We start from the raw sequence: 24,482 nt of genomic DNA, 5'->3' as shown, positions 1-24,482 counted from the left end.
ACCGATCCCGTTGCGCACGACAAATTCGACGTCATCCTCGGGCCTGTCCCGAGGATCTGCAAGCGATTGATTTTGTTGACGTGCTTAGATCCTTGGGACAAGCCCAAGGATGACGAGAGCGAGGCTCGGGCTGTTTCCTCACAGTCCGAAGTTTCTAGTGGGTTTCAATCAGGTTCCATTGCTCCTAATAAAGACCCGTGTTCCCGGCAGGCCGGGACAACATCTTTGTGGGAGAACAGGCCCTTGGAAGTCAAATGGCTCGAGGATTTCCTGGCGCTGGCCGGAACGCTCAATTTCTCGAAGGCGGCGGATGAGCGGCACGTGACGCAATCCGCCTTCAGCCGGCGCATCAAGCAGCTGGAAGCCTGGGTGGGGGCGACGCTGGTCGACCGCGCTTCCTATCCCTCCCGGCTGACCGAGGCGGGGGTGAAGTTCGTGCCGGTGGCGCAGGAGACGCTGAAGCAGCTTTACCATGCACGGCGCACGCTTCTTCAAGAAGAGGGGGCCGATGCCAGAACGGTGCGGCTGACGGCGTTGCATACCCTCTCCTTCACCTTCTTTCCCGACTGGCTGAAACGGGTGAACGAGAAGGCCGGGCCGCTGTTTTCAGTGTTGAGGCCCGATTCCGGCAGCATGGAGGAAAACCTCAATTCTCTTGTGGACGGGCAGAGTGATTTCCTTCTGACCTATGCCCATCCCGAAGTTCCGATGCTGCTCGACGCACAGACCTTCGAGTTCCGCGTGCTGGGTGCGGAAAACATCATTCCCGTTTCCGCGCCGGCGAAAGACGGTTCACCGCTGCATGAACTCATGGAAAATGCACGAAAACCATTCGCCTATCTGGACTATGAAAAGGCCTCGTTCTTCGGGCCGTTGCTGCGCGATCTGCTGAGCGCGCGCCTGCCGCAATTCGAGCGGGTGCATGAGGGCAGCATGTCGGTGGGGCTGAAAGCCATGGCGATGGCCGGCTGGGGTGTCGCCTGGGTGCCGGAAAGCCTGATGCGGCACGAGCTGGACAGCGGCGCGCTGGTGCGTGCCGCCGATGACAGTTTCGATATTGCCGTCGATATCAGGCTTTATCGTTCGAAGGAGAACCGCCGGCCCGTGGTCGAGCGCATCTGGGCGGTTCTCGAGGGCTGATACCTGCTTAAATCGCGGTGCGGCGGGCGTTTTCGAGGTAGAGCGCGCGCAGGCGGCTTACCATCGGGCCGGGCTTGCCGTTACCCACCGGCTTGCCGTCGATCTTCGTGACCGAAACCACGAAGTTGGAGGCGCTGGTCAGGCAGGCCTCATCGGCATTCAGCGCCTCTTCCAGCGTGAAAGGGCGTTCTTCCAGCGTGAAGCCGGCTTCCCTGGCCAATTGCAGGGCGGCGAGGCGGGTGCAGCCGGGCAGGGTCTTGTTGCTGTTGCCGCGGGTGATGATCTTCTTGTCGGTGGTAATGATATAGGCGGTGGAAGAAGCGCCTTCGGTGACGAAACCATCCTCGATCATCCAGGCTTCGTCACAACCCTCGGCCTTGGCGATGCGCTTTGCCATGACCTGCGGCAAAAGGCAGACGGTCTTGATGTCGCGGCGTTCCCAGCGCTGGTCGGGAACCGATTTGACGGCGATGCCGGCTTCCTCGACCGAGGTGCCGATCAGCTTCTTGGCCTGGGTGAACATCACCAGCGTCGGCTTCAGATCGGCGGAGAACAGGAAGTTGCGGTCTTCCGCACCACGTGTCAACTGCAGGTAGATCATGCCTTCGACGAGATTGTTGTCGGCAATCAGCCGGCGCTCGGCTTCGACGATTTCCTTGGTCGTAACCGGCAGCGGCACGTCGATTTCACGGGCGCTGCGTTCCAGCCGGGCCATATGCAGGTCGCTGTCGATCAGCTTGCCTTCCAGAACGGACGTGACTTCATAAATGCCGTCGCCGAACAGGAAACCGCGGTCGAAGATGGAAAGGCGGGCGTCCGCTTCGGGCAGGAATTCGCCGTTGACGTAAACGATGCGGCCGGATGGGCTAGTCATGAAAACTCCGTCTGGAAGATCAGGCTGAAAGAAGGGTTTTAAGCGTGTCGATGGAAATGGCTTCGACTTTGGAGACCTTGCCGGTGCCGGCATTAAAGCCGGTTGTCGTTTCTGCGGCGCACAGCGAATTGAGGATCGCCTCCTCCGTCGCCTCAATCGATGCTTCGAAGAGCGGCGAAATCGCATCGTTGGAAAGTTCTGGATAGTCTGCGACGGCCTTGCGGCGCGCAGGCGTGCGGCGCAGCCGCTCATCGGTGGAAAATGCCAGCGCATAGTCACCGGAGCCATTGCTGAGTGCTGCACCCGTGCGCGCCAGCCCGCCGAAGCTTCTGGCCGCCAGACGCTTCAGGTTGCGGGAGGAGAGTGACGCGTCGGTGGCGACAATGATGACGATCGAGCCGTCCTTGTCCTTATGGTCAGGGCTGACATAAGGCGTGCCGCAGACCAGCAGATGGCCGCCGTAGTTGGACTGGACGAGAATGCCGAGCGTATAGGTCGTTCCGGCAATGGTGACGATGCGGGATGCGGTGCCGATGCCGCCTTTCATGCCGAAGGCCACCGTGCCGGTTCCGGCACCCACGCCGCCCTCCGCGACGGGGCCTGCGGCCGCGTTTTTGAGCGCGGCTGATATCTCATCGACCGTCGGGCGGCCGGCGCGGATGTCGTTCAGGCGGGAATCGTTGGTTTCGCCGACGACGGCATTGATCGAGACGACTTTCTCATTGCCCGGCTGCGACAGCGTGTGGCGGTTGATCGCCTCGATGGCCCGGCCTGTCGCCAGCGTATTGGTGAGGATAACAGGTGTTTCGAGCTCGCCGAGTTCCTCGATCTGGGTCGAACCGGCAAATTTGCCGAAGCCGTTATAGACGGCGAAGGCGGCGGGCAGCTTGTTCTGAAACAGGTTGCCGCCATGCGGCAGGATCGCGGTTGCGCCGGTGCGGATCGTCTCGCCCTCGATGACGGTCGAATGGCCGATGGTCACGCCTTCGACATCGGTGATGGCGTTGAGCGGGCCGGTTTCGAAATGGCCGGGCCGGAAACCGATATCGCGCAGTCTCGGGCGGGTCGTCTGATGCATCGGGCGATCACTTTTGCGGAATGCAGGCTCAAGGTGGAACAGGCGCGGCTTCATGAAAAGCTTTGCTCTGACTTGACGTTAGACTACTTCGCCGCGAAACGGCATCGCAAAAATGGAATAGTTTTATGCGGGCAATGGATGCGCTCAGGAGGCGCGCAGCGCGGCTTCGCCTTCACGCTCCAGCCATTGCCGCATCGCGTCTTCCGTTTCTCCGCGGGTCGGCGCGCCGATGCGGCCGCCGAAGACGGTGCATTTGAGCGCGGCGGCAACGGAGGAGAGGCGGATGGCGGCGCGGCTCTGCATGCCCTCGGCCATGGCCAGCGCAAAGGTGCCGTGGAAGATATCGCCCGCCGCCAGCGTATCCACTGCCTTGACCTGCATCGTCGTCTGGAAATGCACCGTCGGATCGCCGGCCTCCGTCCACCAGCAGCCCGCCGGACCGGCGGTGACGGCGATGAAGGTTTGCGGATAACGGGCATGCAGCACCGGCAGCATGTCTTTCACCGTTTCAAGCCCCGTCAGCCGGGCGGCGGCGGGTTCGGAAAAGACGATATGGGTTGCGGCAGGGGCGAGCTTCTCCAGCGTTTCCACCGGTGCAACGTCGCCATCCAGAATGGCGGGTTTGCCGAGCATACGCGCCACATCAAGCACATCAAGCGCCAGCTCCGGCCAGCGTACATCAACCAGAACGGCATCGAAGGCAGCAATATCCTCCGGCGTGCAGGCGCGTTTTTTCTCGTGAAGGCGGTGATCGTAGAAAGGCACGATCAGCCGGTCGCCCCTGTTGTCGATGATGATCGTGGACAGGGCCGAACGTGCGCCCGGCGCGACCGTCATGCCTGACGTGTCTATGCCGCTTTCATTGAGATCACGCAGGATGCGGACGCCGGTCTCGTCGTCGCCCACCGCGCCCCACAGGCTGGCGCGGCCGCCCATGCGATGGGCGGCATAGGCAGCACTCGACGCCATGCCTTCGGCGATCTGCAGCATCTCATAGGGCAGAACCTTGCCTTCGCCCTTCGGCATGTCTGCCACACGAAACAGGGTGTCGAGCACGGCGGCACCCACGCAGAGCACATGCTTGCCGCCCGCTTCTTTTACCATTCCCTTCGCTCCAGCCCTGTTCAGATGCGCTTGCCGCTATCCTTGTCGAACAGATGCACCGTTGCCGGATCGATGGCAATGTGGATCGTATCGCCGAAGCGGACATTGAGACGCTCGCGGAACAGGCAGGCGATATCGTCACCCTTGCAATCGAGCTTGGCGTAGATTTCCGAGCCGGTGCCTTCGACCAGTTCGACCCGGCCTTCAATGCCGGTCTCGGCCGCGCGGATATGCTCCGGTCGCACGCCGTAGACGAGATCGCGGCCGCCGAGCTTGCCGAGATCGGCATGGGCGGGCAGCGGCAGGCTGAGGCCCTTTGCGGTGCGGAAGACGCCTTCCTCCACCCGACCACGAATGAAGTTCATGGCGGGCGAGCCGATGAAACCGGCAACGAAGAGATTGGCGGGATTGTCGTAAAGTTCGAGCGGTGCGCCGATCTGTTCGATGACGCCATCATGCAGCACCACGATCTTGTCGGCCATGGTCATGGCTTCCACCTGGTCGTGGGTGACGTAGATGGTTGTCGTGCCGATGCGCTGGTGCATGGCCTTGATCTCGCCGCGCATCTGCACACGCAGCTTGGCGTCGAGGTTGGAAAGCGGCTCGTCAAACAGGAAGACCTGCGGATCGCGCACCAGCGCCCGGCCCATGGCCACACGCTGGCGCTGGCCGCCGGAAAGCTGGCGTGGATAACGGTCGAGCAGTTTTTCCAAGCCCAGAATGGCGGCGGCCCTGTCGACCTTGGCCTTGGTTTCCTCCGCGCTCACCTTTTTCAGCTTCAGTGCAAAGCCCATATTATCCTTCACCGTCATGTGCGGATAAAGCGCGTAGTTCTGGAAGACCATGGCGATATCGCGATCACGGGCGGGCAAGTGGCTCACCTCGCGCGGGCCGATGTGGATCTCGCCGTCGCTCAGCTCTTCCAGGCCTGCGATCATGCGCAGCAGGGTGGATTTGCCGCAGCCGGAGGGGCCGACCAGCACGACGAACTCGCCATCCTTGATGTCGATATCGATGCCATGGATGACGTTGACCGCGCCGAAGCGCTTCTGGACGTTTTGAATATTGACCGGTGCCATGTTTTTGGTTCCCGTTATAATTTGAATTCAGCCGCCCTTGACGGCGCCGGCGGTGAGACCCGCCACGATCTGTTTCTGTGCGAACATGGTCAGCAGCAGCACCGGCAGCGTCACAATCAGAGCGGCTGCGGCCAGCGGACCCCAGCTGACCTGTTCGAAGGACAGCATGTTGTAGACCGCCACCGGCAGGGTGCGCGTTTCGCGGCTGGCCAGCACGATGCCGAAGACGAAGTTGTTCCACGAGAAGATGACCGCCAGAATGAAGGAGACGACGATGCCGGGCTTGGCAATCGGTAGCGCCACCAGACGGAACACCTGCCAGGAGGACGCGCCGTCGATGCTTGCCGCTTCTTCCAGTTCCTTCGGCGTGGTTTCGAAATAACCGATCATGATCCAGACCACGATCGGAACCGTCACCACGAGATGGATGATGATCTGTGGCCAGAGCGTGCCGAGCAGGTTCAGCCATTGGAACAGCAGGAACAGCGGAATGAGGAAGGAGAGGCCGGGCGTCATGCGGGCGATCATGATGACGACGGCCGATTTTTCCGCCTTCAGCCTTGCGATTCCGTAACCGGCCGGCACGCCGATGACGAGCGCCAGAATGGTGGCGGCGCCGGTGACGAGGACCGAATTCCAGAAATAGAGGAAGAAATTATTCTCCTCGAACACCTTCACATAGTTCGACCAGGCAAAGCGTTCGGGAATGAGGATCGGCGGATAGGCGCCGTTGTCGATTTCATATTTCAGCGACAACGAGATCATCCAGATGAAGAACAGGATGACCGGCGAAATCATCACCAGCGCCACGAAGAACAGGCCGATGCGATCAAGCGTCTTGCGTTTCAGGATTTTTGCAGACATCAGCGATCCTCCATCTCGTTCCACTGCGAGCGCTGGCGCACCATCAGAAGCACGAAGGAAAGCGCCACGATGATGATGAAGAAGACGACGGCCATGGCCGAGCCGTAACCGATGTCGTAATAGGCAAATGCCGTGTTGTAGAGATAGATGTTGATGGTTTCCGATGCGGTGCCGGGTCCCCCTTGAGTCATCGCATAGATGATGTCGAAGCTCTTGACGGCATCGATGGAGCGGATGATGACGGCGATCATCAGGAACGGCGCGATCATTGGCATGGTGAGATAACGGAACTTCTGCCAGGCATTGGCGCCATCGATCTCGGCGCTCTCATAGGGTTCGCGCGGCACGGCGGCGAGACCGCCGAGCACGATCAGCATGACGAGCGGCGTCCATTGCCAGGTTTCCACAAGCACCAGCGAGGGAATGACCGTCGACTGATTATAGATCCATTCCAGCGGGCCAATGCCAATGAAAGACAAGAGATAGTTCAAAACGCCGAGTTGCGGGTGGAACATCATGGTCCAGACGAGCGCGATGGCGACCGGGGTCGCCATCATCGGCATGACGAAGACGCCACGCAGGAAACCGCGCAGCGGAAACTGCGCATCGAAAACCAACGCCGCCAATGTTCCGAGGAATAGCGGAGCGACGACCGACAGCACGGTATAGATGAGCGTGTGCCAGAGCGATTCCCAGAACCGGGCGTCGCTGGCGAGCCGGATGTAGTTCTCGAAACCGATAAAGCTCTGCTCCTGTCCGAGCGTCCAGCGATGTGCGCTCATCCAGAGGGTGAACACCCATGGAAAAACGATCACGGCTGATATGACGACAAGTGCCGGTATGACAAAGGGCCAGTAGTTGGGAGCAAGCCTTGCGGGCCTGCTCCCTTCTTTCCGGCTGACGCCTGTTTTGGTGTTTTCGATGCTCACGGAGGCCATTATCCCTCGCTACGCGCCAGAACGGGAGCGAACTGTTCCGTCGCCTTCTTGAGTTCGGCTGCGGGATCCGCGCCGCCGATCATGTTGGTGAGGCCGACGCCGTAGATGTCGCGGAATTCCGTCACCGGAATGATGACGGGCAGCGCAAGCTGCGAGACCTTGCCGGAACCGACGACCGCATCCAGCCAGGCGGCCGGCATCCTCACGCCTTCGCGCACCTTCTGGTCCTCGAGGATCGACTGGCGGAACGGAACGCCGGCACCCGCCTGCAGCAGTCGCGCGCCCATTTCATGTGAGATCGCCCATTGGCAGAAGAGGTAAGCGGCTTCCTTCTTGCTGCTGGCCTCGACGACACCGAGACCATCGCCAAAGGTGCCGGCGGCCTGCGCTGCCGGGCCCTTCGGCATGACGCCGTAACCGACCTTGCCGACCACGCGGGATTTTTCCGGGTTCTCGATTGGCGGCGCAAAACCGACGCCATCGAACCACATGCCGATTTTGCCCTGGAGGAAGGCCGACTGCGCTTCCGCCCAGTTGAAGCCGGAGACGCCGGGAGGGGCGGCCTTGGTCATCAGGCGCTGATAGAGCTTGGCGGCTTCCACCGCTTCCTTGGATTCGGTGTTGACCTTTCCATCCGCGCCGATGGGCTTTGCGCCGTAACCCAGCATCAGCGAGGTCCAGACCGGGGTATTGGCATTCTTCAGGCCACGCGCCACGAAACCATAGGTGTTGGTCGCGGGATCGGTGATCTTTTCCGCCGCCGCCACCAGTTCCTCGAAGGTCTCAGGGTATTTCAGGCCCTTAGCTTCGAAGAGCTCCTTGTTCCAGTAGACGATCCAGTAATCCACCGAGAAGGGCAGCGAGCGCAGCACGCCGTCACTATCCTTGGCAAACAGCATGCCGGCCTCAGCGAAGTCCTTCTCAGCGAGGGATGGATCGGTCAGCGACGGGTCCTTCAGGAAGCCGCTGATATCGGCCAGCCACTTGCCCTTTTCGAACTGGCGCTTCTGCACGTGGTAGCTCAGATGCACCACATCGAAGCTCGGCTTGCCGGAGGAAAGCTCGATCACGACCTTCTGGCGCTGCTGCTGTTCCGGGGTGGCTTCGGCATTGACCTTGATGCCGGTCAGCTCTTCGAATTCGCCGAGATATTTGATCAGCGTTTCGCTGCGCGGGCTTTTGACGAGATTGACCTCAAGCGTGGTGCCGGCGTGTTTTTTCCAGTTCACCGCTGCCGATGCCGGGCGAATGCCGAGCATCGCGCCGCCGCCAAGCGCCGCCGTGCCTGCCAGAAAGGCGCGACGCGTGGGGTTGAGCAATGAATGCGTCATGTCAGTTCTCCTCCAGATTAGCCGGAAATTCTCCTCACCCCGGCTTGTTGCTTATTTTCCTGCAATCCCGGCGCGGGACCCTCTTCAGTCCCTGCCGGAATTACCCTAAACTGCCAGCGCCCTGTCCCTTGCGTTGCGGATATGGGCGGTCAGCCGCTCCACGGCGTCTTCGACGGATCGCCTCTCGATGGCTTCGAGAATGGCGAGATGTTCCTTCATCACCGACTTCACATGGCCGGCAATGCGGAAGCGCTCCTGATTGATGAGGCGCATCTTGATGGAATTGACCCGGTAGGCGTTCGAGATGATCGAATTGCCGAGCGCATCGATGAAGGCATCGTGCATGCCCCAGTCCACCTGCTGCGCATGCTCGTCCAGTTCCGGCGATTCCCCGCCGTTTTCAGCCGCTTCAGCAATATCGCGATGCTGTTTTAAAAGCTTTGCGATGGCCTCGTCGGAGGCCGAGCGGGTAAAGAGCGCGACGGCCTCCTTTTCGAGAAAGATGCGGAACTGGAACGCCTCGCGGATGAGGTTGAGGTCGATATGGGCGACCTGCAACCCCCGCTGCGGCACGGTCTTGATCAGCCCTTCCGCCTCCAGCCGCGGAATGGCCTCCCGGATCGCCCCCAGCGGCAGACCCGTCAATTCCACGAGGCGGCGTTGCGAGATGAACTGCCCCGGGCGAACGTCGCGCGCGAGAAGGTGATGCGTAAAGCTCTCATACGCCCGTTCCCGCAATGTCTGTTCGCCGGTATCTTCCATGCTCAACCTTTCAAGGTCTGTTCAGGCGGCCTGTTTGCGAAACAGCGCATCGAACGCGCCTTCGATCTGCCGCCGGTCCTCGGGTGAAATGGCGACGAGCGGTGCGCGCACGTCCGACCAGATATTTTCCCCTGTCGTGTGTGATACCAGCACCTTGACCGCTGGCGTAACCGGGAATTTCAGAAGTTCCACAACAAGATCTTCGACGCGCTTGTCGTCTTTGCCGTCGACGGCCATGGCACGGACTTCCTGTGTCAGGAAATTGGCGACGCCGGAGATCGCGCCCTGGCCGCCGAGGCGAACCCCCTTCGCCAGATCGCGCTCATCGCCGATCAGGATGGCGAGATCGCCATGTTCTTTCAGCAGACGCTCGGTATGGCTCCAGTTGCCGGAGGAATCCTTGACGCCGGTGACGATGCCGGGGAATGCCTTTTTCAGCCGTCCAACCAGCTCGACCGACAATGTCACCATGGTCACGGAAGGGATGTTGTAGACGAGAATGTCGCGAGCGCCCTTGCCAATCTTTTCGAACACCGCCGAGAACCAGGCAAACAGGCCGTCATCGCCGACATTCTTGAAATAGGAGGGCGGAGCAAGCAGAATATTGCGGGCGCCGGCCTTCAGGGCCTCGGCCGACTGGTCGGCGGCGTCTTCGATGGAATCCACCAGAACGCCGGTGACTAGACGGGAAGGCGCAATGCCCGCCTCAATGAAGCGGGAGAGAATGACCTGCCGTTCACGGCTGCCGACGGAGCATCCTTCGCCCGTGGTGCCGAAGAGTGTGACGCTGTCGCAGCCATTTTCAAGGCAGCGTCGGGCATGGGCGATCATGGCGTCGATATCGACCGTTCCGTCCTTTTTGAAAGGAGTGGTCAGGGCTGCCGAAAGGCCAAATTTCTGGGTCAAGTAAGATGCTCCTCGAAGGTGATTGCGCATTGATAACGCGCTGACATGTTAGTTGTAAAGAGGTAATTGCAGTTTGATTGTTCGGACGATGGGAATCGAGGAATTCGCTTCGTCGTGCGTTGAGCGCCAATGCTGCGAGGCGTTCGTGCGGAAGGGTTGTACAGGGGCAGGGAGGTTGATTTACCTTGGCGACAGCGGGCTTATGCCCTTTGCAGGGCGAGCGGACAAATGCGAAAATAAATTTGACTGTTGGAGTAAAGATTTTTATCAGCAATCTGAATATTAGGGATAAAGGGACCATCACCATGACCATTGCGGAGCCGTCAGCGCCTGTAGCAGACATTGAGCAGAGCCGCGTCAAGCGCCTGAAAGCTGCGACGCGCGGCGCGCATGGCGATCTCGATGCCTTCATCATGGCATCGAAGCCGTTCGAGAGCCGGGAGAACTTCGGCAAATTCGTGGAAACGCAATATCTTTTCCATCGTGACCTCGATGTCTTCTTTTCCAATGCGACGCTCGATGGCCTGCTTCCTGATCTCAAGGGCCGCCGCCGTCTCTCCATGATCGAGCAGGACCTTGCCGATCTCGGTCTTGCCATTCCCGAAACGGCCGAGCCGCGTTTCACCGGTGAAACGCCGTTCGATCTGCCCGAGGCCATGGGTTGGCTTTATGTGGTTGAAGGCTCCAATCTGGGCGCTGCTTTCCTGCTGAAGGATGCGGCCAAGCTTGGTCTGAATGAAGACTTCGGCGCACGCCATCTGGCCGGCGCTCCGGAAGGACGCGGCCTGCACTGGCGCACTTTCACCGCCGCGCTCGATGAAATTTCGCTGACGGTCGAAGAGGAAGAGCGGGTCATCGCCGGTGCGGAAGCCGCTTTCCGGGCCGTACATGCCTATGCGCGGCAACGCCTCGCCTGAGATTTCGGCATAGCTTTGCGATTGTTGTTCTCATCGCGCAGACGTGCCCCGTGGCACGTGTGTGTTCGATTGAGTCGTAAAATCCCTGCACCGTCACCCCGGACTTGATCCGGGGTCCAGTGCGATCAAGTCCTTGATCGCGAAAGGCTCCTCTCACGGCGCAGACGCGCCGTGGCTGGTGCCGGCTCAAGGCCGGCATGACGGAGGGGAGGTTTTCGGACGCCGCGCAACGCTCCGCGACCGATATAAGAGCCGCCCATTTCCCACAGATTGCGTTCGATATTTGCCGAATAAACAGGCAAATAATTTTATCGAATGATAAAATTTTTATCTTTTGGTAAAAATAATTCGCCTCCAAAATTTTATCCATTTGATAAAATTATTTTATTTGGTCTGGCACAGAACCTGCTACTCTTTTGCCAAGTCAGGAGACACCTGATGCAAAAAAGGGAACAGCAAGATGGAAGTTGGTGTTTTTATCCCGATCGGGAACAATGGTTGGCTGCTGTCAGAAAACGCGCCGCAATACAAACCGAGCTTCGACCTGAACAAGGCCATCACCTTGAAGGCGGAGCAATATGGTTTCGAGTTCGCTCTTTCGATGATCAAGCTGCGCGGCTTTGGTGGCAAGACCGAATTCTGGGATTACAATCTGGAATCCTTCACGCTGATGGCAGGCCTTGCCGCCGTCACGTCAAAGATCAAGCTGTTCGGCACCGCCGCGACGCTGGTCATGCCGCCGGCGATCGTTGCCCGCATGGCGACGACGATCGATTCCATTTCCGGTGGCCGTTTCGGCATCAACCTCATTACCGGCTGGCAGCGGCCGGAATATAGCCAGATGGGCCTCTGGCCGGGCGACGATTATTTCGGCGATCGTTACGAGTATCTCGGCGAATATACGACAGTGCTGAAAGAGCTGCTGACGGAAGGTCAGTCGGATTTCAAGGGCAAGTTCTTCCAGATGGATGATTGCCGCATGAAGCCGGTGCCGCAGGGTGATGTGAAGCTCATCTGCGCCGGTTCTTCCAATTCCGGCATGGCGTTTTCGGCCAAGTTCGCCGATTACAGCTTCTGCTTTGGCGTTGGTGTCAACACGCCAAAGGCCTTTGCGCCCACCAATGAGCGGCTTCTGGCGGCAACGGAAAAGAGCGGCCGTGAGGTTAAATCCGTCGTGCTGACCATGATCCTTGCCGAGGAAAAATCCGAGGATGCCTGGGCGAAGTGGGAACACTACAAGGCAGGTGCCGATGAGGACGCGATCAAGTGGCTCGGCCTGCAGAGCGCCGTCGACACCAAATCAGGCTCCGACACCAATGTCCGGCATATGTCCAACCCCGTCTCTGCGGTCAATATCAACATGGGAACCTTGATCGGCTCCTATGAGGAAGTGGCGGCCATGCTGGATGAAATGAGCGAGGTGCCGGGGACGGGCGGCGTGATGCTGACCTTTGATGATTTCCTCGAAGGGGTCGAAAAATTCGGCAAATACGTGCAGCCGCTGATGAAGAGCCGCGCGCATGTTCAAGCGGCACTGGAGGCAGCGGAATGAGCGAAGCCGTCGTGGCAGGTTACAAGGGCCCGGAAAGCCGCTCGGAAAGTGTCACGCTTCCCGCAAGGCCGGAGCCGATTACTCTGAAACCCAGCGAGACCGCCGTTGTCGTGGTCGACATGCAGAACGCCTATTCCACCGAGGGCGGTTATGTCGATCTGGCCGGTTTCGATATATCAGGGGCGAAGGGGACCATCGCCAACATCAAGAAGACTTTGGATGCGGCGCGGGCGGCAGGCGTTCAGGTCATCTACTTCCAGAATGGCTGGGACAAGGATTATGTCGAGGCGGGCGGGCCTGGTTCGCCCAACTGGCACAAGTCCAATGCGCTGAAGACCATGCGCAAAAGGCCGGAACTGCAGGGCCAGCTGCTCGCCAAGGGTACATGGGACTACGCCATTGTCGATGAGCTGCAACCGCAGCCCGGCGATATTCTGGTGCCGAAAACGCGTTACAGCGGTTTCTTCAACACCAATATGGATAGCGTGCTGCGCGCCCGCGGCATCCGCAATCTGGTCTTTGTCGGCATCGCCACCAATGTCTGCGTGGAAAGCTCGCTGCGGGACGCCTTCCACCTCGAATATTTCGGGGTGATGCTGGAGGATGCTACCCATCATCTGGGGCCGGACTATATCCAGCAGGCGACGGTCTACAATGTCGAGAAGTTTTTCGGCTGGGTGGCCACCGTCAATGATTTCTGCGGTGTCATATCGCAGGCCGCACCCGTCACCGATTGATTGAGAAAAACAAAGAGGAGAACGAAATGCCGAAAAAGATCATCGTACCTGTTGGCACCAGCAAACCCATCGCTCCCTTTTCGCCGGGAACACTTGCCGATGGCGTGGTTTACGTGTCCGGCACGCTGCCCTTCGACAAGGACAACAATGTCGTGCATGTGGGCGATGCCAGCGCCCAGACACGCCATGTTCTGGAAACCATCAAGTCGGTCATCGAAACCGCCGGCGGCACGATGGAAGACGTGACGATGAACCATATCTTCATCACCGACTGGGCGAATTACCAGGCCGTCAACACGGTCTATGCCGAATATTTCCCCGGCGACAAGCCGGCGCGTTATTGCATCCAGTGCGGCCTCGTAAAGCCAGACGCGCTGGTGGAAATCGCCACCGTCGCCCATATCGGCAAATAGGGCGAAACGGCAGATGATGCATTTCGAGGTTCATGGCCGGACTGATCCTGACGCGCCTACAATCCTGCTGTCATCGGGACTGGGCGGATCGGGCGCCTATTGGGCGCCGCAGATCGAAGCCCTCTCCGATCATTTCCGGATCGTCACCTACGATCATCGCGGAACCGGCAGGACCGGTGGCGAGGTGCCGCTGGGTGGCGGCATATCGACGATGGCGGATGATGTGCTGGAAATCGTTTCGGCGCTGAACATCGAGAAATTCCACTTCATGGGCCATGCGCTTGGCGGTCTGATCGGCCTCGATATCGCGCTGCGCAGGCCCGGCCTTATCGACAGGCTCGTTCTCATCAATGCCTGGAGCAAGGCGGATCCGCATTCCGGGCGCTGCTTCGATGTGCGGATCGAGCTTCTGGAGAAATCCGGCGTTGAGGCTTTCGTCAAAGCCCAGCCGCTGTTTCTTTATCCGGCCGCCTGGATGTCGGAACATCAGGAGCGGCTGGCGCGGGACGATGCTCATGGCGTCGCGCATTTTCAGGGCAAGGGGAATGTGCTTCGGCGCATCGCGGCACTGAGGGCCTTTGACGTCGATAGTCGCCTCGGCGAGATCGGCAATCCGGTTCTGGTGGTGGGGACGAAAGACGATCTTCTGGTGCCCTACACCCGCTCCATGCGTCTCGCTGAGGGTTTGCCGCAGGGGGAACTCTGCCTTCTCGATTTCGGGGCGCATGCGGTCAATATTACTGAAGCTGACCTTTTCAATGCTCGGCTTTTGCAGTTTCTGCTACCGGCAACACGAACATTCTGACGGGATTTTTAGGACAATGACGACAGCACTCGACGACAAGGCACTTGCAGCACTTTTCACCGCGGCGCGCACCCATAATGGCTGGGCTGACAAGCCGGTCGGCGACGAGACGCTGAGAGAGCTTTACGATCTGACGAAGATGGGTCCGACCTCGGCCAATTGCTCGCCGGGGCGTTTCGTGTTCGTGCGCAGCCAGGAAGCGAAAGAAAAACTGCGGCCGGCGCTTTCTTCGGGCAATCTCGAAAAGACCATGGCAGCACCCGTCACCGTGATCGCCGCCATCGATCGCGAATTTTACGAGAAACTGCCGATGCTGTTTCCGCATGCCGATGCCCGTTCGTGGTTCACCTCCAGCCCGGCCGTGGCCGAGGAGACAGCCTTCCGCAATGCCACGCTCCAGGCGGGTTATCTCATCCTTGCAGCCCGCTCATTGGGACTGGATACCGGGGCAATGTCCGGTTTCGACAAAGGCAAGGTGGATACGGCGTTTTTCGCAGGCACGACGTGGAAGTCCAATTTCCTGATCAATCTCGGCTATGGCGATCCGTCGAAGCTTTTCGGACGGTTGCCCCGCCTTGGCTTCGAAGACGCCTGTGTGCTGGCTTGATGGCCTGTTAAGGAAGGATGGGTTAGATGCAGATGATGTCTCTTGAAAAGGAAGCGGAAATGGAGACGAAGACTGCTGAGCAGCGCAGCCTCGATTATAGAAACGCCATGGCGCGGCTCGGTGCGGCGGTCAATATCGTCACCACGGACGGGGCGGCAGGCCGTGCAGGCTTTGCAGCGACGGCGGTTTGCAGCGTTTCCGACAATCCGCCCACGCTTCTTATCTGCCTCAACCGCAATTCTTCCGCTTACAGGGTGGTGAAGGCCAATGGCGTCGTCTGCGTCAACACGCTCGCCGCTCATCACGAGGTGCTGAGCACGCTTTTCGGCGGCAAGACGCCAGCGGAAGAGCGTTTCGCCGCCGCGAGCTGGGGTGTGCTCGAAACCGGCGCGCCGGTTCTGGAGGACGCGCTTGTCTCTTTCGACTGCCGCATCCGCGAGGCGCATGACGGCGGCACGCATGATATTCTGATCTGCGAGGTTGTGGATATGAAGATCAATGCGGGCGATGAGGCGCTGATGTATTTCAACCGGCGTTACCGGGTGCTTTGAGCGCGGTCTTTTGAAAGTTCGAAGTGGCGGCAGTCTGTCGACAAAGTCCCGCAGAACGGTTCCGTTTGGCGCGGCCGTAGCATCCGCACACCGTCACCCCGGACTAGATCCGGGGTCCAGCGCGATCAAGTCCTTGATCGCGAAAGACTCTTTTCACGGCGCAGACGCGCCGTGGCTAGATGCCGGATCAAGTCCGGCATGACGGACGAAACGTATCGTCGTTTCTCGGAAATTCGAAGGCGTTTCCGGCCTCCCGGGAACGCCCTTTTCATTTACTTGATCAGCGGCAGAAGATCGTTGATCGACTTCTTGGCGTCGCCGTAGAACATGCGGGTATTGTCCTTGTAGAACAGCGGGTTCTCGATACCGGAGTAACCCGTGCCCTGGCCGCGCTTGGAGACGATGACCAGTTTGGACTTCCACACTTCCAGAACCGGCATGCCGGCAATCGGTGAGTTGGGATCGTCCTGGGCGGCCGGATTGACGATGTCGTTGGAGCCGATGACGATGACGACGTCGGTATTGGGGAAGTCGTCGTTGATCTCGTCCATTTCCAGCACGATATCGTAAGGCACCTTGGCCTCGGCCAGCAGCACGTTCATGTGGCCGGGAAGACGGCCTGCGACCGGATGGATGGCGAAGCGCACGGTCTTTCCGTCGGCACGCAGCTTGCGGGTCAGTTCGGAGACCGCGGCCTGCGCCTGCGCCACCGCCATGCCGTAGCCGGGAACGATGATGACGCTGTCGGCGTCATTCAGCGCTGCGGCCACGCCTTCGGCGTCGATCGCCAGCTGCTCGCCCTCGATTTCCATCGCCGGACCCGTCGTGCCGCCGAAGCCGCCGAGGATGACCGAGATGAAGGAGCGGTTCATAGCCTTGCACATGATGTAGGAGAGGATCGCACCCGAGGAGCCGACCAGCGCACCGGTGACGATCAAGAGATCGTTGCCGAGCGTGAAGCCGATGGCCGCCGCAGCCCAGCCGGAATAGCTGTTCAGCATCGAAACGACGACAGGCATGTCGGCGCCGCCGATGCCCATGATCAGGTGATAACCGATGAAGAAGGCGGCAAGCGTCATCAGCACCAGCGTCCATGCGCCGGCGCCGTTGCAATACATGATGAGCAGCACCAGCGACAGGATCGCAGCGCCGGCATTGAGCAGATGCCCGCCCGGCAGTTTCTTCGCCTTGCCGTCCACCTTGCCGGCAAGCTTGCCGAAGGCGACGGCCGAACCAGTGAAGGTGACTGCACCGATGAAGACGCCAAGGAAGACCTCGACCTTCATGATCGCCAGTTCAACCGGCGTCTTGTGGGCGAGAATGGCGGAAAAGCCCGTCAGCAGCGAACGCGCGGTCTCATCGAGCGAGGCGACATGCGCTTCCTCGATATGGGCGTTGAAGCCGATGAAGACGGCGGCGAGGCCGACGAAGGAGTGAAGGGCTGCAACAAGCTGCGGCATTTCGGTCATCTGCACGCGGCTTGCGACGAAGTAGCCGAGAACGGAGCCGCCCGCCAGCATCAGCAGCACCACGAGCCACTGCCCGACGCCCTTGCTGATCTCAGGGCCGAAGACGGTGGCGACGATGGCGAGACCCATGCCGACAATGCCGTACCAGACGGCGCGTTTGGCGCTTTCCTGTCCGGAAAGGCCGCCAAGAGAAAGGATGAAAAGAACGGCTGCGGCAACATAGGCCGCGGAAACGATACCAATGGTCATTGAATGTCCCCTACACGGCTCAGGACTTCTGGAACATGGCGAGCATGCGCCGTGTCACGAGGAAACCGCCGACGATGTTGATCGTCGCGATCAGGACGGAAAGCGAGGCGAGGATCACCACCAGCCAGTTGCCGGAACCGATCTGCAGCAATGCGCCGATGATGACGATGCCGGAAATCGCGTTCGTCACCGCCATCAGTGGCGTGTGCAGCGAATGGCTGACATTCCAGATGACCTGGAAACCGACGAAGCAGGCCAGCACGAAAACGATGAAGTGGCTCATGAAGCTTGCCGGTGCGAAAGCGCCCACCAGAAGCAGGATCGCAGTACCGACGGCGAGCAGGCCGACCTGGCTTTTCGTCTGCGCCTTGAAGTCCGCGTGTTCCTTGGCGTGCTTTTCCTCAGGCGTGAGTTCTTTTGCTCTTTCCTTCGGCTTCTGCGCGGCAATCGCCTGAATTTTCGGCGGCGGCGGGGGGTAAGTGATTTCACCCTGATAGGTGACCGTCGCACCGCGGATGACGTCGTCTTCCATGTTGTGAACCGGCTTGCCGTCCTTTGCGGGCGTCAGATCGGTCATCATGTGGCGGATGTTGGTGGAATAGAGCGTCGAGGCCTGCGTGGCCATACGGCTCGGGAAATCCGTATAGCCGATGACGATGACGCCATTCTCTGAGACGACGCGCTGGTCGGGAACCGTCAGATCGCAATTGCCGCCGCGTTCGGCAGCGAGGTCGACGATGACCGAACCCGGCTTCATCATCGCCACCATGTCGGCGAGCCACAGTTTCGGGGCGTCGCGGCCCGGAATGAGCGCCGTGGTAATGACGATATCGATCTGCGGCGCGAGTTCGCGGAATTTTTCGAGCTGCTTCTCGCGGAATTCCGGCGAGGAGGGGGCGGCATAACCGCCGGTGGCCGCGCCATCCTGCTGCTGGTCGGCGAAATCGAGATAGACGAATTGCGCGCCCATGGATTCGATCTGTTCGGCCACTTCCGGGCGAACGTCGAAGGCATAGGTAATGGCGCCGAGCGATGTGGCCGTGCCGATGGCGGCAAGACCGGCAACGCCTGCGCCGATGACCAGCACCTTGGCGGGCGGCACCTTGCCGGCGGCGGTGACCTGGCCGGTGAAGAAGCGGCCGAAATTATTGCCGGCCTCGATGACCGCACGATAACCGGCGATATTGGCCATGGAGGACAGGGCGTCCATCTTCTGGGCACGGGAAATGCGCGGCACCATGTCCATGGCGATGACATTTGCGCCCTTTTCCTTCGCCTGCTCCAGAAGGTCCTTGTTCTGGGCGGGATAGAAGAACGAGATCAGCGTCTTGTCCGAAGACAGGCGATCAATCTCCGACGTTTCCGGCGGACGAACCTTGGCGATGATGTCGGAACCGGCGTAAAGCGCATCGGCGCTGTCGACGATCGTTACACCGGCTGCGCGATAGGCGTTGTCGGAAAAACCCGCCGCCTTGCCTGCACCGGTTTCAAGAATGCAATCATATCCGAGTTTCTGCAATGCCTGGGCGCTGTCGGGCGTCATGCCGACGCGCGCCTCGCCCTCATATAATTCCTTAGGTGTCCCGATTCTCAAAATGGCTCTCCCTCTGCCTGATAATATAGGGGGGTCATAACCTATTCAGGGGGGCTTTGTCTCCATATTGATTTTGTCTTGCCTGCGACGGAATGACAGCCCGCTGCGACAGTCTTGTTCGATATGCGGACCTACCGCGCAATAAAATAACCCGGCGCTTCAGCGCCGGGTTCCGAAAATGTCAAACAGGGTATGGCTCAATCCATGGCGTGGATATCGCGATCCTTGGTTTCCGGCAGGAACAGCAGGCCGACGACCAGCGTGATGCCTGCGAAGATGATCGGGTACCAGAGGCCGTAATAGATGTCGCCCTTCGCCGCGCTCATCGCAAAGGCGGTGGCGGGCAGAAGACCGCCGAACCAGCCGTTACCGATGTGGTATGGCAGCGACATGCCGGAGTAGCGGATGCGGGTCGGGAACAGTTCGACCAGCAGGGCCGCGATCGGGCCGTAGACCATCGTTACGTAGATGACGAGGACGGTCAGTACCGCGATGATGACGACCCAGTTCACGGCGGCCGGATCGGCCACCATGGAGAAGGTGCCGCCGCCGGCTACGGTGTAGACAGCCATTTCCGCGGCACCAGCGGCTTCTGCCGGTGTCAGCAGCTTGTCCGCCACCAGCTTGTCGGTCGCGACCATTTTCTTGTCGGCAGCGCGAACGGCCTCCGCATTGAGGTTAAGCTCCGGATTGGCGGCAATGAAGGCATCCAGTTTCGCGTCCGGCACCTGCGCCGCGCCGCGCACCAGCGGGTAGCCGCCATCGTGAAGCGCCATGTTGACCTGCTTCTGGAAGGCCTTGTCCTTGGCTGCCGCATCCGCGCCGGCGGCAGCCGCGTCGTAGCTAGTAATGGTGGCATCGCCGATCTTCACGGTGGCCGGCTGGCCGGCTGTGCCCGCAACCACGTCGTAAGGCACGGAGTTGCGCGTCAGGAACGAGGTGGCGATATCGCAGGATGTGGTGAATTTCGCCGTGCCGGTCGGGTTGAACTGGAACTTGCAGTCGCCGGGGGCTGCGGTCACGGTGGCGCGAACGGTGGACTGCGCTTGCGCCAACGCCGGGTTGCCCGCCCATGTCAGTGCCTTGAACAGCGGGAAGTAGGTCAGCATGGCAAGGATGAGACCGGCCATGATGATCGGCTTGCGGCCGATCTTGTCGGAAAGCCAGCCGAAGATGACGAAGAAGCTGGTGCCGAGGATGAGTGCTGCCGCTACCATGATGTTGGCGGACTGGCCGTCGACCTTCAGGATGCTCTGCAGGAAGAACAGCGCGTAGAACTGGCCCGTATACCAGACAACTGCCTGGCCGATGACGGCGCCGACAAGCGCGATGAGCGCGATCTTGGCGTTCTTCCACTGGCCGAAAGCTTCGCTGAGCGGCGCCTTGGATGTCTTGCCTTCTTCCTTCATTTTCTTGAAGGCCGGAGATTCGTTCATTTTCAGACGAATCCAGACCGATACGCCGAGCAGCAGAACGGAGACGAGGAAGGGAATGCGCCAGCCCCAGGCGGCGAAGGCTTCCTTGCCGAGCGCGAACTGCACGCCGAGAATGACCACCAGCGACAGGAACAGGCCGAGCGTCGCCGTCGTCTGGATCCACGAGGTGTAATAGCCCCTGCGGCCGTTCGGTGCATGTTCGGCAACATAGGTTGCCGCACCGCCATATTCACCGCCAAGCGCCAGACCCTGCAGCATGCGCAGAACGATCAGGATGATCGGAGCGGCAATGCCGATCTGCGATGCGCCGGGCAGGACGCCGACGAGGAAGGTCGAAACGCCCATGATGAGGATGGTGATTAGGAAGGTATATTTGCGGCCGACAATGTCGCCCAGACGGCCGAATACCAGCGCGCCGAAGGGGCGCACGAGGAAGCCGGCAGCGAAGGCCAGCAGCGCAAAGATGTTGCGTGTCGTTTCCGGATATTGGCTGAAGAAGTTCGCGCCGATATAGATCGCGAGCGAGCCGTACAGATAAAAATCGTACCATTCGAAGACTGTTCCGAGAGAAGAGGCGAAAATCACCTTCTTCTCTTCACCCGTCATTGGACGGGCGGCGCCGCTCACGGCTGCAATATCTGCCATTGTCTGTCCTCCACAGATGTCCCAATTGGCGCATTGCGGAGCCCATCTCTCTCCTCCGGACTCCCCATAAGGGTGCAATGCGCGGAGTGTCAGAGTGACAGAAAATTAACCGCAATAAGAGCGATGCTTTCGGATTATGACTTTAGTCTAATGCAAGGCGTCCCGAAAATGTCGCGAGGCCGATTTTACGGCTTGCGCAAGACGCCTCCAAACGCGCCTTTTTTCTTGACACAACCGAGAAACCTTCTAATAGCTTCTCGCGAAGAAGGAGCATCACCTTGCGCATGCATGTTGCAGACATGTTCGTCATGGAAGGACCGGCACAATCCGCCGGCGATGATCCGCGCCTTTCTCATTCTACCCGAATTACGGCCAAAACGACGATTAAAACCGTCTAACGTCTCTGGCCACCGCTCTCTCCCCGGTTTGGCTGGGGATCGAGGAAGCCGCGATTTGATGCGGGTTCCCACCTCACCAAAAAGAGGAGAGACAGAAAGAGAGCTTGATCATGGGTTTCAAAGTTGCAATTGCAGGCGCCACCGGCAACGTCGGTCGCGAAATGCTCAATATCCTGGCCGAACGCGGTTTCCCCGCCGATGAAGTCGTGCCGCTCGCTTCCGCCCGCTCGCAGGGCACGGAAGTCTCCTATGGCGACCGCACGCTGAAGGTCTCGAACCTCGAGAACTACGATTTTTCCGACACGGATATTTGCCTGATGTCGGCCGGCGGCGATGTTTCCAAGAAGTGGTCGCCGAAGATCGGCCAGCAGGGCTGCGTTGTCATCGACAACTCTTCCGCATGGCGCTACGACCAGGACGTTCCGCTGATCGTTCCGGAAGTCAATGCCGATGCGGTTGCGGGCTTCACCAAGAAGAACATCATCGCCAACCCGAATTGCTCCACGGCACAGCTCGTCGTCGCGCTGAAGCCGCTGCATGACTTCGCCAAGATCAAGCGCGTTGTCGTCTCCACCTACCAGTCGGTGTCCGGCGCCGGCAAGGAAGGCATGGATGAGCTGTTCCAGCAGACCCGCGCCGTGTTCGTGGCCGATCCGGTGGAAGCCAAGAAGTTCACCAAGCGCATCGCCTTCAACGTCATTCCGCATATCGACGTCTTCATGGAAGACGGCTACACCAAGGAAGAGTGGAAGGTTTTGGCCGAAACCAAGAAGATGCTCGATCCGAAGATCAAGGTCACCTGCACGGCCGTGCGCGTTCCGGTCTTCATCGGCCATTCGGAATCGGTCAATATCGAGTTCGAAAACGAGATCACCGCCGATCAGGCGCGCGACATCCTGCGCGAAGCGCCGGGGTGCCTCGTCATCGACAAGCGCGAAAACGGCGGCTACATCACCCCGGTTGAATCCGCCGGTGAGGACGCGACCTACATCTCGCGTATCCGCGAAGATGCGACGGTCGAAAACGGTCTCAACCTGTGGGTTGTTTCTGACAACCTGCGCAAGGGTGCTGCCCTTAACGCCGTCCAGATCGCCGAACTGCTGATCAATCGTGGCTTCATCAAGCCGCGCAAGGCGGCTGCCTGATCAACGATACGATTTTTTAAGGTTCGTTAAGTATAACCCGTCTGTTCTGTGTGGGGCAGGCGGGTTTTATAATTGGCGAGATCACGGCCAGTTTATTTGCAGGCCTTGCTGCCGAAAGGCAATTTAGGCCGCCAAAAGACAGTTTTGGCACCTGAATCATACAGTATTGACGGTTTGGTTCTCGGGAAAAATTCCCCAAAGGATATCGAAGGCAGATTTTGATGCGGGCAATGAAGGTAATTCTGGCTGGTGTGGCCATGGTTTCGGTTCTGGCAGCGACGCCGGTTATGGCTGCGCAATGCGGCAACACTTCGGCGGGCTTCGATGCCTGGGTCGGCGCCTTCAAGCAGGAAGCGGCGGGCCGCGGCGTCAGCGCCTCGGTGCTCGATCGTGCCTTCTCCGGCGTCTCCTACAACCAGGCGACGATCCGCGCAGACCGCGGCCAGCACAGCTTCAAGCTCTCCTTCGAACAATTCATGCAGAAGCGCGGCGGTCAGACGATCATTTCGCGCGGCAAGACCATGAAGAAGAACAACGCTTCTCTCTTTGCTTCCATCGAGCGCGCCTATGGCGTGCCGGCCGGTCCGCTTCTGGCCATCTGGGGCATGGAAACCGGCTTTGGCGGCTTCATGGGCAACCAGCACACGCTTTCCGCCGTGGCGACGCTCTCCTTCGATTGCCGTCGTTCGGATTATTTCACCGAGCAGCTTTATGCGGCCCTCAAGCTCGTCGGCAGCGGTTCGCTCAACGTCAACGCCAAGGGTGCGGCCCATGGTGAAATCGGCCAGACGCAGTTCCTGCCGCTGAACGTCGTGCGTTACGGCGTTGATTTCGACCGCGACGGCCGTATCGATCTCGTCGGTTCGCGCGCCGACGCGCTGGCTTCCACCGCGAACTTCCTCGTCGGTCATGGCTGGCAGCGCGGCGCCGGTTATCAGCAGGGACAGGCAAACTACGCCGCCATCCAGGGCTGGAACGCCGCAAGCGTCTACCAGCAGGCGATTGCCTTCATAGGCAAGGCGATCGACGGCCAATAAGGCCGCTTTCCACGCGCGAATTCCCACTTCCGTCATGCCGGACTTGATCCGGCATCCAGTCACGGCGCGTCCGCGCCGTGAAAGAGTCTTTGGCGATCAAGGACTTGATCGCGCTGGACCCCGGATCTAGTCCGGGGTGACGAGCGTTGAATTTGACTGGTAACTATTACCTGCCAATCACAGATCCGGGCGACGGAAATCACCCGTCTTGCCGTCCATAACCCACAATTCGCCGGTCGAAATATCGAACCATGCGCCGTGCAGCTTCACCTTACCGGCGGTTTCCTGCGCTTTGACGAAGGGGAAACCGCGCAGGTTGGCGATGGAGTTGCGGATGGAAACGCGTTCCAGCGCCGTCTGCCGCTCGGAAGCTGTCATCACGTCGTTGCTCTGAATTTGCGAGGCGGCCGACTTGACCATGTTCATCCATTTGCCGATGAAATCGCCGGGGGAGAGCGGCTCGAGATTGGGGTCGAGTGCAGCCTGAATGCCGCCGCAGCGGCCGTGGCCCATGACGACGATATCCTTCACCTTCAAAACCTGAACGGCATATTCGATGGCCGCCGAGGTGGCGTGGTACTGGCCGTCCGGCTCGAAGGGCGGCACCATGTTGGCGACGTTGCGGACGACGAAAAGCTCTCCCGGTCCGCAGTCGAAAATGGTTTCCGGCGCGGAGCGGGAGTCACAACAGGCAATGAACAGGGTCTGCGGCTTCTGTCCGGTGTCGGCCAGAACGCGGTATCTTTCGCGCTCGTCGACATAGCGACCGTTCATGAAGTTCTTGTAGCCGTTGAGAAGGGTTTCCGGAAAATCTTTCATCTATCGCAGTACCGTTGTGGTTGGACCGAGAT

General features: G+C 59.7%; 23 protein-coding genes. 10 read left to right on the top strand and 13 right to left on the bottom strand.

The genetic code is table 11. The features are described 5' to 3' along the window. Nucleotides 1–243: 243 nt before the first annotated feature. Nucleotides 244–1,140, top strand: a complete 897-nt coding sequence (locus F3H58_RS03795; protein WP_125145438.1) for a LysR substrate-binding domain-containing protein — start codon at nucleotides 244–246, stop codon at nucleotides 1,138–1,140. 7 nt (nucleotides 1,141–1,147) lie between these two features. On the opposite strand, the gene F3H58_RS03790 is transcribed toward F3H58_RS03795, so the two are convergent. From F3H58_RS03790 to F3H58_RS03750, 9 genes are all read right to left on the bottom strand, one after another. Further along, nucleotides 1,148–2,014 (bottom strand): D-amino-acid transaminase, encoded by an 867-nt coding sequence (locus F3H58_RS03790; protein WP_149741242.1) that lies wholly within the window; start codon nucleotides 2,012–2,014, stop codon nucleotides 1,148–1,150. A 19-nt stretch (nucleotides 2,015–2,033) separates the two neighbouring features. After that, nucleotides 2,034–3,092, bottom strand: coding sequence for a DmpA family aminopeptidase (locus tag F3H58_RS03785; protein ID WP_149741241.1), 1,059 nt, complete (start codon nucleotides 3,090–3,092; stop codon nucleotides 2,034–2,036). Between the two features lie 144 nt (nucleotides 3,093–3,236). Beyond that, nucleotides 3,237–4,196 carry a sugar kinase gene (locus F3H58_RS03780; protein ID WP_149741240.1) on the bottom strand — a complete coding sequence of 320 codons (960 nt, stop codon included), beginning with the start codon at nucleotides 4,194–4,196 and terminating at the stop codon, nucleotides 3,237–3,239. Nucleotides 4,197–4,216: 20 nt separating this feature from the next. Then, the gene (locus F3H58_RS03775; protein ID WP_149741239.1) at nucleotides 4,217–5,275 is read right to left on the bottom strand and encodes an ABC transporter ATP-binding protein; all 1,059 of its coding nucleotides are present in this window, start codon (nucleotides 5,273–5,275) and stop codon (nucleotides 4,217–4,219) included. A gap of 27 nt (nucleotides 5,276–5,302) precedes the next feature. Next, the gene (locus tag F3H58_RS03770) at nucleotides 5,303–6,124 is read right to left on the bottom strand and encodes a carbohydrate ABC transporter permease (protein ID WP_031233854.1); all 822 of its coding nucleotides are present in this window, start codon (nucleotides 6,122–6,124) and stop codon (nucleotides 5,303–5,305) included. 14 nt (nucleotides 6,125–6,138) lie between these two features. After that, nucleotides 6,139–7,077, bottom strand: a complete 939-nt coding sequence (locus F3H58_RS03765) for a carbohydrate ABC transporter permease (RefSeq protein ID WP_065655583.1) — start codon at nucleotides 7,075–7,077, stop codon at nucleotides 6,139–6,141. Next, entirely contained in the window at nucleotides 7,077–8,408 is a 1,332-nt protein-coding gene (locus F3H58_RS03760) for an ABC transporter substrate-binding protein (RefSeq protein WP_149741238.1), read from the bottom strand. Before F3H58_RS03760 ends, F3H58_RS03765 begins: the two co-directional genes overlap by 1 nt. A 105-nt stretch (nucleotides 8,409–8,513) precedes the next feature. After that, the gene (locus tag F3H58_RS03755; RefSeq protein WP_149741237.1) at nucleotides 8,514–9,170 is read right to left on the bottom strand and encodes a GntR family transcriptional regulator; all 657 of its coding nucleotides are present in this window, start codon (nucleotides 9,168–9,170) and stop codon (nucleotides 8,514–8,516) included. Between the two features lie 21 nt (nucleotides 9,171–9,191). Beyond that, a complete protein-coding gene (locus tag F3H58_RS03750) occupies nucleotides 9,192–10,076 on the bottom strand; it encodes a dihydrodipicolinate synthase family protein (RefSeq protein WP_149741236.1) in 885 nt (294 codons plus the stop codon). 305 nt (nucleotides 10,077–10,381) lie between these two features. On the opposite strand from F3H58_RS03750, the gene F3H58_RS03745 reads away from it, so the two are divergent. The 7 genes from F3H58_RS03745 (at nucleotide 10,382) to rutF (ending at nucleotide 15,658) form a co-directional block, all read left to right on the top strand. Further along, nucleotides 10,382–10,993 carry a biliverdin-producing heme oxygenase gene (locus tag F3H58_RS03745; protein ID WP_065655579.1) on the top strand — a complete coding sequence of 204 codons (612 nt, stop codon included), beginning with the start codon at nucleotides 10,382–10,384 and terminating at the stop codon, nucleotides 10,991–10,993. A gap of 460 nt (nucleotides 10,994–11,453) precedes the next feature. Beyond that, nucleotides 11,454–12,545 carry a pyrimidine utilization protein A gene (rutA, locus tag F3H58_RS03740; RefSeq protein WP_149741235.1) on the top strand — a complete coding sequence of 364 codons (1,092 nt, stop codon included), beginning with the start codon at nucleotides 11,454–11,456 and terminating at the stop codon, nucleotides 12,543–12,545. Next, on the top strand, nucleotides 12,542–13,282 hold the full coding sequence (gene rutB / locus F3H58_RS03735) for a pyrimidine utilization protein B (RefSeq protein WP_060723695.1): 741 nt from the start codon (nucleotides 12,542–12,544) through the stop codon (nucleotides 13,280–13,282). Before rutA ends, rutB begins: the two co-directional genes overlap by 4 nt. Nucleotides 13,283–13,308: 26 nt before the next feature. After that, complete coding sequence (gene rutC, locus F3H58_RS03730; RefSeq protein ID WP_004443491.1) at nucleotides 13,309–13,695, top strand: pyrimidine utilization protein C; 387 nt, start codon at nucleotides 13,309–13,311, stop codon at nucleotides 13,693–13,695. A 13-nt stretch (nucleotides 13,696–13,708) separates the two neighbouring features. Continuing rightward, the gene (gene rutD / locus F3H58_RS03725; protein WP_188128756.1) at nucleotides 13,709–14,500 is read left to right on the top strand and encodes a pyrimidine utilization protein D; all 792 of its coding nucleotides are present in this window, start codon (nucleotides 13,709–13,711) and stop codon (nucleotides 14,498–14,500) included. Between the two features lie 16 nt (nucleotides 14,501–14,516). After that, on the top strand, nucleotides 14,517–15,107 hold the full coding sequence (locus F3H58_RS03720) for a malonic semialdehyde reductase (protein WP_020810327.1): 591 nt from the start codon (nucleotides 14,517–14,519) through the stop codon (nucleotides 15,105–15,107). Nucleotides 15,108–15,133: 26 nt separating this feature from the next. Beyond that, nucleotides 15,134–15,658, top strand: a complete 525-nt coding sequence (gene rutF, locus F3H58_RS03715; RefSeq protein WP_149741234.1) for an NADH-dependent FMN reductase RutF — start codon at nucleotides 15,134–15,136, stop codon at nucleotides 15,656–15,658. 272 nt (nucleotides 15,659–15,930) lie between these two features. On the opposite strand, the gene F3H58_RS03710 is transcribed toward rutF, so the two are convergent. From F3H58_RS03710 to F3H58_RS03700, 3 genes are all read right to left on the bottom strand, one after another. Beyond that, nucleotides 15,931–17,376 carry an NAD(P)(+) transhydrogenase (Re/Si-specific) subunit beta gene (locus F3H58_RS03710; RefSeq protein WP_149741233.1) on the bottom strand — a complete coding sequence of 482 codons (1,446 nt, stop codon included), beginning with the start codon at nucleotides 17,374–17,376 and terminating at the stop codon, nucleotides 15,931–15,933. Between the two features lie 19 nt (nucleotides 17,377–17,395). Next, nucleotides 17,396–18,970: a Re/Si-specific NAD(P)(+) transhydrogenase subunit alpha gene (locus tag F3H58_RS03705; RefSeq protein WP_149741232.1), complete on the bottom strand. Its 1,575-nt coding sequence runs from the start codon at nucleotides 18,968–18,970 to the stop codon at nucleotides 17,396–17,398. A gap of 197 nt (nucleotides 18,971–19,167) precedes the next feature. Further along, nucleotides 19,168–21,051 carry an MFS transporter gene (locus F3H58_RS03700; RefSeq protein ID WP_188128755.1) on the bottom strand — a complete coding sequence of 628 codons (1,884 nt, stop codon included), beginning with the start codon at nucleotides 21,049–21,051 and terminating at the stop codon, nucleotides 19,168–19,170. A 508-nt stretch (nucleotides 21,052–21,559) separates the two neighbouring features. Here F3H58_RS03700 and F3H58_RS03690 point away from each other — a divergent pair. Together F3H58_RS03690 and F3H58_RS03685 are read left to right on the top strand one after the other, a co-directional pair. Further along, entirely contained in the window at nucleotides 21,560–22,594 is a 1,035-nt protein-coding gene (locus tag F3H58_RS03690; protein ID WP_003522626.1) for an aspartate-semialdehyde dehydrogenase, read from the top strand. 221 nt (nucleotides 22,595–22,815) lie between these two features. Continuing rightward, entirely contained in the window at nucleotides 22,816–23,631 is an 816-nt protein-coding gene (locus tag F3H58_RS03685) for a lytic murein transglycosylase (RefSeq protein ID WP_003522625.1), read from the top strand. Nucleotides 23,632–23,808: 177 nt separating this feature from the next. On the opposite strand, the gene F3H58_RS03680 is transcribed toward F3H58_RS03685, so the two are convergent. Continuing rightward, entirely contained in the window at nucleotides 23,809–24,450 is a 642-nt protein-coding gene (locus F3H58_RS03680) for a carbonic anhydrase (protein ID WP_149741231.1), read from the bottom strand. Nucleotides 24,451–24,482: the final 32 nt, after the last annotated feature.

This window comes from Rhizobium sp. NFACC06-2 (assembly GCF_900101425.1).
Lineage (GTDB): Bacteria > Pseudomonadota > Alphaproteobacteria > Rhizobiales > Rhizobiaceae > Agrobacterium > Agrobacterium leguminum.
The sequence above is the reverse complement of the archived record's forward strand: the minus strand, read 5'-3'. Positions and strand labels throughout refer to the sequence as shown.